This is a genomic window from Rheinheimera sp. A13L (assembly GCF_000217935.1).
Lineage (GTDB): Bacteria > Pseudomonadota > Gammaproteobacteria > Enterobacterales > Alteromonadaceae > Pararheinheimera.
Window position 1 is genome coordinate 65,866 of sequence record NZ_AFHI01000018.1, and the last position, 10,537, is coordinate 76,402.

The following is a 10,537-nucleotide window of genomic DNA, read 5'->3' on the forward strand; positions in this document are numbered from 1 at the left end:
ATCTACTCCTAGAATTGAAGACCGGCTTCACGCGCCGCATCAGCTAATGCCTGTACACGCCCGTGATACTGGAAACCGCTACGGTCAAAAGCACATTTACTGATGCCTTTAGCCACTGCACGTTCAGCAATCGCTTTACCTACAGCTTTAGCAGCATCGACATTACCGGTGTACTTCAATGATTCACGGATTGTTGCTTCAACTGTGGAAGCAGCAGCAATCACTTCAGCATTTGGTGCGATAAGCTGGGCGTAAATGTGACGTGGTGTACGATGTACAACCAAGCGGTTCGCACCTTGTTCGATAATTGTTCTGCGAACGCGTTTAGCGCGGCGCAGACGAGCAAGTTTCTTATCCATCGTCCTACCCTACTTTTTCTTCGCTTCTTTACGACGCACGTTTTCGTTAGCGTAGCGAACACCTTTGCCTTTGTAAGGCTCTGGTTTACGGTACGCGCGGATGTTTGCAGCAACTTGACCAACTAATTGCTTGTCAGAACCTTTCACCAACACTTCTGTTTGAGAAGGGGTTTCGATCGTGATACCAGCTGGTACCTCGAAAGCCACCGGGTGAGAAAAGCCTAAGCTCAGGTTTAATACCTTGCCTTCTGCTTTTGCACGGTAACCAACACCAACCAATTCCAGTTTCTGAGTGTAACCTTCGGTTACGCCAGTCACTAAATTGTTGATCAACGCGCGAGCGGTACCCGCTTGTGCGTCAGCGTTTGCGATGCCGTCACGAGGATTAGTACGAAGTACGTTACCTTCAATAACAACTTCGACTGCAGGGTTAACGTTCAACGTTAACTCGCCATTTTTACCCTTTACTGTCAGGTTTTGGCCATTCAGTGTAATTGTTACACCTGCAGGAACCGTGACGGGGGTCTTAGCAACACGAGACATAGTTACCCTCCGTTACGCTACATAGCCGATGATTTCACCACCGATTCCAACCTTGCGCGCGGCACGGTCAGTCATTAGCCCTTTAGATGTAGAAACAATAGCTACACCTAAACCACCCATTACTTTTGGTAACTCGCCGCGTTTCTTATAGATACGCAGACCTGGACGGCTAACTCGATCGATAGTCTCAATTACTGATTTGCCCTGGAAATACTTTAATGTAACTTCCAACTCTGCCTTAACATCAGCAGATACAACGAAATCTTCGATGTAACCTTCGTCTTTTAATACTTTCGCGATGGCAACCTTCATTTTTGAAGATGGCATCTTAACCGCAAACTTTTTGGCAGCTTGGCCGTTGCGGATGCGAGTAAACATATCCGCTACTGGATCTTGCATGCTCATAGCTGTTACTCCCGTGATTCTTACCAGCTAGCCTTACGAAGGCCAGGAATTTCACCGCGCATCGCTGCTTCACGTACCTTGATCCGGCTCATGCCGAATTTACGAAGGTAACCGTGAGGACGACCTGTTACACGACAACGATTACGTTGACGCGAAGGGCTTGAATCACGCGGTAACGACTGCAACTTCAGAACTGCTGCCCAACGGTCTTCGTCAGAAGTCGTCGGATTTGCAATCAGATCTCTCAGTGCATGACGTTGCTCAGCGTATTTGGCTACCAGTACTGCGCGCTTTGCTTCACGCGCTTTTGATGATTGTTTTGCCATGACCCTACACCTTATTTCTTGAATGGGAAGTTAAACGCGGCAAGTAATGCACGCCCTTCATCATCAGTACGAGCAGTAGTAGTGATAGTGATATCTAAACCACGTACCGCATCTACTTTATCGTAATCGATTTCAGGGAATATGATTTGCTCACGAACGCCCATGCTGTAGTTACCACGGCCGTCAAACGACTTAGGATTCACACCGCGGAAATCGCGGATACGAGGAATAGCAATAGATACTAAACGCTCGAAGAAATCCCACATACGTTCGCCACGCAGTGTAACTTTTGCACCAATAGGGTAGCCTTCACGGATTTTGAAACCAGCTACTGATTTACGAGCCTTGGTAACCAATGGCTTTTGGCCAGAGATAGCAGTTAAATCTGCTACTGCGTTATCAAGGATCTTCTTATCAGCTACTGCTTCACCCACACCCATGTTCAGTGTGATTTTAACAATCCGAGGGACTTGCATGACGCTCGTGTAGCCGAACTGTTTAAACAGTTCTGGAACTACGGTGTCTTTATAAATTTCATGCAGTTTCGCCATCGTATTACTCCAATAGCAATTAAATTACTTCGTTATTCGATTTGAAGAAGCGAACTTTCTTGCCATCTTCAAAACGGAAACCTACACGATCAGCCTTTCCAGTTTTTGGATTGAAGATCGCTACATTTGAAACGTGAATTGAGGCTTCTTTCTCAACGATGCCACCTGGGGTGTTCAACGCTGGGATTGGCTTCTGGTGTTTCTTGACAAAATTAATGCCAGAAACATACACACGGTCTTCAGCAACTAACACTTTCAGAACCTTGCCAGTTTTGCCTTTGTCCTTACCAGTAAGAACAACAACCTCATCATCACGACGGATTTTATTAGCCATTGTGACTCCTTACAGTACTTCTGGGGCCAGGGAAACGATCTTCATGAACTTATCGCCACGAAGTTCGCGCGTTACCGGTCCAAAAATACGTGTACCGATCGGTTCCAGCTTGCTGTTTAACAGCACTGCTGCATTGCGATCAAAACGGATTACTGACCCGTCCTGACGGCGTACGCCTTTGCGTGTACGCACCACCACAGCATTCAGAACGTCACCTTTTTTGACCTTACCGCGAGGAATTGCTTCCTTAACGGTGATCTTGATAACGTCACCAATTGCTGCATAACGGCGATGCGAACCACCTAAGACCTTAATACACATTACGCTGCGCGCGCCGCTGTTGTCTGCGACTTCCAGCATAGATTGCATCTGGATCATCTTAGTGCTCCGCTATTCCACTACTATAACCCTCTCGGGTTACGCTGCTTTCGACTATAAACTACCCCCAACAAAAGGGCGCGTGATTATAACAGCACTTTTGTACAAATGGTAGCCTTTAGTCGAACGAGAAAAAAACGGCCCCGGAGGGGCCGTTTTCGCTTACATCTTAATTCATTAAGATGCAGATTCGACAACGGAAACCAGAGTCCATGACTTCGTCTTGGACAGAGGACGACATTCGCGAATAGTCACGATGTCGCCTTCTTTACACTGGTTTGCTTCGTCATGTACGTGCAGTTTGGTAGTACGTGTGATGAATTTCCCATAGATTGGGTGCTTCACGTTACGTTCGATAGCAACAGTAATAGACTTGTCCATTTTGTTGCTGATCACTTTACCTTGCAGGGTACGGGTGTTTATTTCGCTCATTAGGCACCTGCCTTCTCGGTTAAGATAGTCTTAACACGCGCGATATCGCGACGCACTTGCTTTAACAAATGAGTCTGAGCCAGCTGACCTGTAGCTGCTTGCATGCGCAGGTTGAACTGCTCACGTAATAAGCCCAGTAATTCAGCGTTTAACTCTTCAACGCTTTTTACTTTCAGTTCGCTTGCTTTCATTACAATACCGTCCGCGTTACAAAGGTTGTCTTAAATGGAAGCTTGGCAGCTGCCAGCGTAAACGCATGACGTGCCAGTTCTTCCGACACACCGTCCATTTCATACAGGACTTTGCCAGGTTTAATCTGGCAAACCCAATATTCCACGCTACCTTTACCACTACCCATACGAACTTCGAGTGGTTTTTCCGTCATTGGTTTGTCCGGGAACACGCGGATCCAGATTTTACCAACACGTTTAACGGCACGAGTCATGGCACGACGTGCAGATTCGATTTGACGTGAAGTCATTTGACCACGTTCAACTGCTTTAAGTGCATAAGTACCGAAGCTGACTTTATCGCCTACCAGCGCTAAGCCACGGTTACGTCCTTTGTGCACTTTACGAAATTTAGTACGTTTTGGTTGCAACATCGCTCAATACTCCTACTTAGCCTTGCGAGGAGCCGGTTTTTTCGGCGCCTTAGGCTGTTTGTCGTTGTTGGCGTTCGCGTTGTTGTTCAATGGCATAGCTCCTAAGATCTCGCCTTTGAAAATCCAAACTTTCACACCAATGATACCGTAAGTAGTTAAAGCTTCTGATGTTGAGTAATCGATGTCAGCACGCAGAGTGTGCAGTGGCACACGGCCTTCACGATACCATTCATCACGAGCAATCTCAGCACCGCCTAAACGGCCACTGACCTGAACTTTGATACCTTTAGCGCCTAAACGCATGGCGTTCTGTACCGCACGCTTCATAGCGCGACGGAACATTACACGGCGTTCCAGCTGGCTGCTGATTGAATCAGCAACTAATTTGGCATCTAATTCCGGCTTACGGATCTCAGAAATATTGATCTGAGCAGGCACACCAGCGATAGTCGCTACGGCTTTGCGCAGTTTCTCAACGTCTTCACCTTTTTTACCGATGATCACGCCTGGACGAGCAGTGTGAATAGTCACACGGATGCTTTTCGCAGGACGTTCAATATCGATCCGGCTTACTGAAGCGGCTTTCAGTTCTTTTGTCAGATACTGACGAACTTTAAAGTCACCAACCAGGAAGTCCGGGAAGTCTTTTGTATTCGCGTACCAGGTTGAGCTCCAAGGCTTAGTGATACCTAGGCGAATACCAGTAGGATGTACTTTCTGTCCCATTTCTCACTCCTAGTTATCAGCTACAACCACAGTAATGTGGCTGGTACGCTTGACGATACGGTCAGCACGGCCTTTGGCACGTGGCTTAATCCGCTTCATTGACGGACCTTCGTCAACAAACACAGTTTTCACTTTTAAAGTGTCGATATCGGCACCTTCGTTGTGTTCTGCGTTCGCAATGGCTGATAAAAGAACCTTTTTAACTAAATCAGCCGCTTTTTTAGGGCTGTAAGTTAAAACATTCAACGCCTTATCAACTGACAGACCACGGATTTGGTCAGCGACCAAACGAGCTTTCTGTGCAGAAGAACGGGCAAATTTGTGTTTAGCTAATGCTTCCATTATTTACCCCTTAGCGCTTCTTGGCCTTTTTGTCGGCTGCGTGACCACGGTAAGTACGAGTAGGTGAGAACTCACCTAACTTGTGACCAACCATCTCTTCCGAGACAAGTACTGGTACATGCTGACGACCATTATGGACAGCGATGGTCAAACCGATCATTTGTGGAATGATCATTGAACGACGGCTCCAAGTCTTAATTGGTTTCTTTTCACCGCTTTCCAACGCTTTCTCTACCTTCTTCAACAAGTGAAGGTCGATAAATGGACCTTTCTTGAGAGAACGTGGCATGGCAATTCCTCACATTAAATTATTTGTCACGACGACGGACAATGAACTTGTCAGTACGCTTGTTCGAACGGGTTTTGTAACCTTTGGTCGGAACGCCCCATGGAGTAACAGGGTGACGTCCACCTGAAGTTTTACCTTCACCACCACCGTGAGGGTGGTCAACCGGGTTCATTACCACACCACGCACTGTTGGGCGGACACCGCGCCAACGCATCGCACCGGCTTTACCGTATTGACGCAGCATGTGTTCGGCGTTGCCGATCTCGCCGATAGTTGCACGGCAGTCAGCCAGAACTTTGCGCATTTCACCGCTGCGTAAACGCAGAGTAACGTACGCGCCGTCACGCGCCAGGATCTGGGCAAATGCACCAGCTGAACGCATTAATTGGCCGCCTTTACCAGGCTTCAATTCGACGTTGTGGACGATTTGGCCCACTGGGATGTTGCGCAGTGGCATAGTATTACCAGATTTAATTGGTGAATCTAAGCCTGACTGTACTGTATCACCCGCTTTTAAGCCTTTTGGTGCCAGGATGTAACGACGCTCGCCGTCTGCATACAACACCAGAGCGATGTTAGCAGTACGGTTTGGATCGTATTCCAGACGCTCAACTTTAGCAGGGATACCATCTTTATTACGTTTAAAATCAACCAGACGGTAGTGTTGCTTATGACCACCACCGATATGGCGAGTAGTAATACGACCGTGGTTGTTACGACCACCAGTTTTAGTATTCTTCTCTAACAAAGGAGCGTAAGGCTTGCCTTTGTGCAGGTCAGGGTTCACGACTTTTAAGACGTGACGACGACCAGGTGACGTAGGTTTACACTTTACAAGTGCCATTTCCTAACTCCTCTAATTACTCAGCGCCGCCAACAAAATCAAGTTCGCTGCCTTCCTTAAGAGTAACGTAAGCTTTTTTCCAATCGCTACGTTGACCAGTACGCATACCAGTGCGCTTAGTCTTACCCTTAACGTTAACAGTGCGAACACCAACAACTTCTACTTCAAATAATTTTTGAACAGCAGCTTTGATGTCAGCTTTAGTAGCAGTAGTAGCTACTTTGAACACGATAGTGTTGTTGGTTTCTGCCGCAATGGTGCTCTTTTCAGACACGTGCGGAGCCAGAATCACTTTCAGTAAACGTTCTTCACGGATCATGCTAGCATCTCCTCGATTTGTTTAACTGCAGCAGCAGTCATTACAACTTTGTCGAAGGCGATTAAGCTGACTGGGTCGATACCGTGAACATCACGTACGTCAACCTTGTACAGGTTGCGTGCAGATAAGAACAGGTTTTCGTCAACTTCGTCAGTCACGATTAAAACGTCTTTCAGTTCCATCGCTTTTAACTTAGCTGTTAGTTCTTTCGTTTTCGGAGTTTCAACAACAAAGTTTTCAACTACGATTAAACGTTCTTGACGAACTAATTCAGACAAAATGCTCATGATCGCGCCACGATACATCTTTCTGTTTACTTTTTGGCTGTGATCTTGTGGCTTAGCCGCAAACGTCACACCACCGCCACGCCATATTGGGCTACGGATTGTACCAGCACGGGCACGACCTGTACCCTTCTGGCGCCATGGCTTCTTACCGCCACCGCGTACTTCTGAACGTGTCAGTTGAGCACGTGTACCTTGACGGGCACCAGCTGCATACGCAACTACTACCTGGTGTACCAATGCTTCGTTGAACTCACGTCCAAAGGTAGCTTCGGAAACTTCAAGAACGCCTTTAGCGTCTCTTAATGCTAATTCCATCACTCATCTCCTCCAGACGTTAGCCTTTGACAGCAGGTTTAACAATCACATCACCACCGATAGCACCAGGGACAGCGCCCTTCACTAACAGGATGTTGCGTGCTGCGTCTACACGTACAACTTCCAGAGACTGGACTGTTACACGCTCGGCACCCATGTGTCCGGCCATTTTTTTACCTTTGAATACTTTACCTGGTGATTGGTTTTGACCAATCGAACCTGGTGCACGGTGAGATAAAGAGTTACCGTGAGTCATATCCTGAGTACGGAAATTCCAGCGCTTTACAGTACCGGCAAAACCTTTACCTTTTGATGTACCGACGACATCAACTTTTTTCGTCTCTGCGAAAACTTCAACAGTAATCTCGCTACCAACAGTGATGTCAGCACCTTCGTTATCTTGCAGGCGGAATTCCCACAGACCACGACCAGCTTCAACACCAGCTTTTGCAAACTGACCAGCGTCTGGTTTGTTCAGGCGAGAAGCCTTCACTGTGCCAGCAGTCACTTGCAATGCGCTATAGCCATGAACGTCTTGCGTTTTGATGGCAGTAACGCGGTTTGGTGTTGCTTCGATTACGGTTACTGGGATTGATACGCCATCTTCAGTGAAGATGCGAGTCATGCCCACTTTACGACCGATTAGACCGATAGCCATATCCTAAACCTCTCTAAAAACCTGTCTGATTAGCCCAGGCTGATTTGAACGTCAACGCCAGCAGGCAGATCTAAACGCATCAGAGCATCAACAGTCTTTTCTGTTGGTTCAACGATGTCGATTAAACGCTTGTGGGTACGGATTTCGTACTGGTCACGTGCATCTTTATTCACGTGAGGAGAAATCAATACAGTGAAACGTTCCTGGCGAGTCGGAAGTGGGATAGGACCACGAACCTGCGCGCCCGTACGCTTAGCTGTGTCAACGATTTCCATAGTTGACTGATCGATCAAACGGTGATCGAACGCTTTCAGACGGATGCGAATCCTTTGATTACTCATAAACCAAAGCCTCAAAGAGCAAAAAGAGCAAAATAAAACAGAAGCTTTCTGACCCATCAATAAATGGAAGAATGCCCCTGCACCAATGTAACGTTTGCTCCCCAATCGGGAGCACTGTTGTCGTTAACCAATTCAATTGCTGGTTAACCGCCTGCCAAAATTATGGCTGGCCGCGCATTATACTCAACTGATTGAGAAAGACAACCCCTGCTGAATAATTAAACAGCAGAGGCTTTACCCGTCGTACTTGAAGCCGCAGCTTTGTTGACTAAGCGCTCTCGCCCCAGTAGTTTGCGGCATATAATTGTTAGCATGACCTGCGAGTTCTCGCTTCGATCCAATTGCACATAGGACTACTATGCTCCTGGGGTCTCTATCACTTGTCGCCTCGCTGCAACTCCAATTACTTAGGGTAAAATCAGAACAGCTTTGGTTCTGCTGAAGATAGCTCTGAAGGGAACTGCTCAATCAGGCTGAACAGGCTTTCGATACGAGGCAAGACTCTGCTGTAGTAATACTTCGCTTTGAGTTGCTTCGACTGGATAAAATCTTCGCTGTGTTTTCCGGTATCTAACGCAGCTTCCATCTTGTCCCACATAAAGGCGTAAAGCAGATAACCAGTTAAATCCAGATAGTCGTTCGCTACCCAGGACAATAATTCAGGTTGGGTTTTACCCCGATCTAATAAAGATTGGGTTGCGGATTCAAAACGCTCTGCTGCTGAAGCAATTTGTTTTGTTGCTGAACCTGATAATACTGCGGTTAACTCACGTATCAGATCTAACACTACAGCACCTTGATCCGATGCTACTTTACGCAACATAAAGTCGGCGGCCTGAATACCGTTAGTGCCTTCATAAATCTGAGCAATACGCACATCACGCACTAACTGCTCCATACCCCATTCGCGGATATAACCATGACCACCAAATACCTGTTGGGCTGTTACACAAGCATCCAGTCCTCTGTCCGTCATAAAAGCTTTAGTAACGGGAGTCAGTAAATTCGCTCGGGCTTGCGCTTTAGTATCCTGACCAAACTTGGCCTGATCCAACAGATGCCCGACATAAACACTAAAGGCCCTGCCCGCTTCATTGATACTGCTGATATTCAGCAGCATACGTTTGACATCAGGATGACCAATAAGAGGATCGGCTTTATTACCATCTTTAGTCACTGTTCTGCCTTGCAGACGGTCATTGGCATAGGCAAGAGCATTCTGGTAAGCGCGCTCTGCAGCACCTAAGCCCTGACTGCCCATAGCCAGACGTTCATAGTTCATCATGGTGAACATACAAGCCAGACCTTTATGTGGCTCACCAATCAGGTAGCCTTCGGCGCCGTCAAAGTTAATCACACAAGTGGCTGAACCATGAATACCCATCTTATGCTCAACTGAACTACAGATCAGACTATTACGCTCGCCCAAGTTGCCACTGGCATCGACTTTAAACTTAGGTACTAAGAATAAAGAGATACCACGGCTGCCAGCCGGAGCGTCCGGCAATTTAGCCAGTACCAGATGAATGATATTTTCTGTCAGGTCGTGTTCGCCTGCAGTGATAAAGATTTTTTCTCCGCTGATGCGGTAGCTACCATCACCCACTGGTTCGGCTTTGCTGCGCATAATGCCTAAGTCAGAACCAGAATGAGATTCTGTCAGACACATAGTGCCGGACCATTCTCCGCTGTATAACTTTGGCAAATATAAAGCTTTGGTTGCATCATCGGCATGTTGTAATAAGGCCACGCAAGCACCTGATGTAAGCCCAGGGTATAAGGAAAAAGCGATATCAGCACTACACATCATTTCATCGTACAAACCCGACAAACTTTTTGGCATGCCCATGCCACCATATTCAGGATCGCCAGACAAACCAGTCCAGCCACCTTCACACAGCAACTGATAGCATTCTTTATAATGAGCAGGGGTTGTCACTTCGCCAGCAACACAAGACACACCTTGCTCGTCGGCAGCAGCAGCTAAAGGGGCGATTTTTTCGGCGGTAATTTTTGCAGCTTCTTCTAAAATGGCAGCGGCAGTATCGGCATCTATCAATTCAGCTAACTCAGCTTGTTGTTGCCAGAATTGTTGAACTTGCCAAACATCAAATAATTGAAAAGACATATCGGCCAGCGGCGCCTGGTAGTGACTCACAATAACTCTCCTTAAAAACCCCTAATGGTCGGATGAGTTAGTTCTAGCATGTTCACCAGGCAAATTCAAACAAACGTTTGAATTACTGACAGACATCATGATTTGGTTTGTATACGTGGCGTGACGACAGCATTTCATTTACTACAGTGGGGAAATAAAAAAATTGTCTGGAACAATTTTCACTCATATCGTCCATGATATTCGCCTACGGCAGATAAAGCTTTGAAAAACAGCTGTCCTGCTGTTTTTTTAACATCGGAGCGCAGCGACGATGGCCCGGCAGGGTTGATTCCATGGATTGGAATCAATAAAAAAGGCCCCGAAGG

General features: G+C 46.9%; 19 protein-coding genes. All 19 read right to left on the reverse strand.

What is annotated here, in order from left to right:
• Positions 1-8 precede the first annotated feature (8 nt).
• Positions 9-359: a 50S ribosomal protein L18 gene (gene rplR / locus RHEIN_RS11300; RefSeq protein ID WP_008899104.1), complete on the reverse strand. Its 351-nt coding sequence runs from the start codon at positions 357-359 to the stop codon at positions 9-11.
• 9 nt (positions 360-368) lie between these two features.
• Positions 369-902: a 50S ribosomal protein L6 gene (gene rplF / locus RHEIN_RS11305; protein WP_008899105.1), complete on the reverse strand. Its 534-nt coding sequence runs from the start codon at positions 900-902 to the stop codon at positions 369-371.
• A 12-nt stretch (positions 903-914) separates the two neighbouring features.
• On the reverse strand, positions 915-1,307 hold the full coding sequence (gene rpsH / locus RHEIN_RS11310) for a 30S ribosomal protein S8 (RefSeq protein WP_008899106.1): 393 nt from the start codon (positions 1,305-1,307) through the stop codon (positions 915-917).
• A gap of 20 nt (positions 1,308-1,327) precedes the next feature.
• Positions 1,328-1,633 carry a 30S ribosomal protein S14 gene (gene rpsN / locus RHEIN_RS11315; protein WP_008899107.1) on the reverse strand — a complete coding sequence of 102 codons (306 nt, stop codon included), beginning with the start codon at positions 1,631-1,633 and terminating at the stop codon, positions 1,328-1,330.
• Between the two features lie 11 nt (positions 1,634-1,644).
• Positions 1,645-2,184, reverse strand: coding sequence for a 50S ribosomal protein L5 (gene rplE / locus RHEIN_RS11320; RefSeq protein ID WP_008899108.1), 540 nt, complete (start codon positions 2,182-2,184; stop codon positions 1,645-1,647).
• A gap of 19 nt (positions 2,185-2,203) precedes the next feature.
• Positions 2,204-2,518, reverse strand: coding sequence for a 50S ribosomal protein L24 (rplX, locus tag RHEIN_RS11325; protein WP_008899109.1), 315 nt, complete (start codon positions 2,516-2,518; stop codon positions 2,204-2,206).
• 9 nt (positions 2,519-2,527) lie between these two features.
• Positions 2,528-2,896: a 50S ribosomal protein L14 gene (gene rplN, locus RHEIN_RS11330; RefSeq protein ID WP_008899110.1), complete on the reverse strand. Its 369-nt coding sequence runs from the start codon at positions 2,894-2,896 to the stop codon at positions 2,528-2,530.
• 177 nt (positions 2,897-3,073) lie between these two features.
• Entirely contained in the window at positions 3,074-3,328 is a 255-nt protein-coding gene (gene rpsQ / locus RHEIN_RS11335; protein ID WP_008899111.1) for a 30S ribosomal protein S17, read from the reverse strand.
• A complete protein-coding gene (gene rpmC, locus RHEIN_RS11340) occupies positions 3,328-3,519 on the reverse strand; it encodes a 50S ribosomal protein L29 (protein ID WP_008899112.1) in 192 nt (63 codons plus the stop codon). The genes rpsQ and rpmC overlap by 1 nt, the downstream gene beginning before the upstream one ends.
• A complete protein-coding gene (gene rplP / locus RHEIN_RS11345; protein ID WP_008899113.1) occupies positions 3,519-3,932 on the reverse strand; it encodes a 50S ribosomal protein L16 in 414 nt (137 codons plus the stop codon). Before rplP ends, rpmC begins: the two co-directional genes overlap by 1 nt.
• A gap of 12 nt (positions 3,933-3,944) precedes the next feature.
• Positions 3,945-4,658: a 30S ribosomal protein S3 gene (gene rpsC / locus RHEIN_RS11350; RefSeq protein WP_008899114.1), complete on the reverse strand. Its 714-nt coding sequence runs from the start codon at positions 4,656-4,658 to the stop codon at positions 3,945-3,947.
• Between the two features lie 9 nt (positions 4,659-4,667).
• Positions 4,668-5,000: a 50S ribosomal protein L22 gene (gene rplV / locus RHEIN_RS11355; RefSeq protein ID WP_008899115.1), complete on the reverse strand. Its 333-nt coding sequence runs from the start codon at positions 4,998-5,000 to the stop codon at positions 4,668-4,670.
• 10 nt (positions 5,001-5,010) lie between these two features.
• Positions 5,011-5,289, reverse strand: a complete 279-nt coding sequence (gene rpsS, locus RHEIN_RS11360) for a 30S ribosomal protein S19 (protein ID WP_008899116.1) — start codon at positions 5,287-5,289, stop codon at positions 5,011-5,013.
• A gap of 19 nt (positions 5,290-5,308) precedes the next feature.
• Positions 5,309-6,133 (reverse strand): 50S ribosomal protein L2, encoded by an 825-nt coding sequence (rplB, locus tag RHEIN_RS11365; protein ID WP_008899117.1) that lies wholly within the window; start codon positions 6,131-6,133, stop codon positions 5,309-5,311.
• A 16-nt stretch (positions 6,134-6,149) separates the two neighbouring features.
• The gene (rplW, locus tag RHEIN_RS11370; RefSeq protein ID WP_008899118.1) at positions 6,150-6,452 is read right to left on the reverse strand and encodes a 50S ribosomal protein L23; all 303 of its coding nucleotides are present in this window, start codon (positions 6,450-6,452) and stop codon (positions 6,150-6,152) included.
• A complete protein-coding gene (gene rplD, locus RHEIN_RS11375; RefSeq protein ID WP_008899119.1) occupies positions 6,449-7,054 on the reverse strand; it encodes a 50S ribosomal protein L4 in 606 nt (201 codons plus the stop codon). Before rplD ends, rplW begins: the two co-directional genes overlap by 4 nt.
• Before the next feature lie 19 nt (positions 7,055-7,073).
• A complete protein-coding gene (gene rplC / locus RHEIN_RS11380; protein ID WP_008899120.1) occupies positions 7,074-7,712 on the reverse strand; it encodes a 50S ribosomal protein L3 in 639 nt (212 codons plus the stop codon).
• Positions 7,713-7,741: 29 nt separating this feature from the next.
• Positions 7,742-8,053 carry a 30S ribosomal protein S10 gene (gene rpsJ, locus RHEIN_RS11385; RefSeq protein WP_008899121.1) on the reverse strand — a complete coding sequence of 104 codons (312 nt, stop codon included), beginning with the start codon at positions 8,051-8,053 and terminating at the stop codon, positions 7,742-7,744.
• Positions 8,054-8,471: 418 nt separating this feature from the next.
• Entirely contained in the window at positions 8,472-10,211 is a 1,740-nt protein-coding gene (locus tag RHEIN_RS11390; protein WP_008899122.1) for an acyl-CoA dehydrogenase family protein, read from the reverse strand.
• Positions 10,212-10,537: the final 326 nt, after the last annotated feature.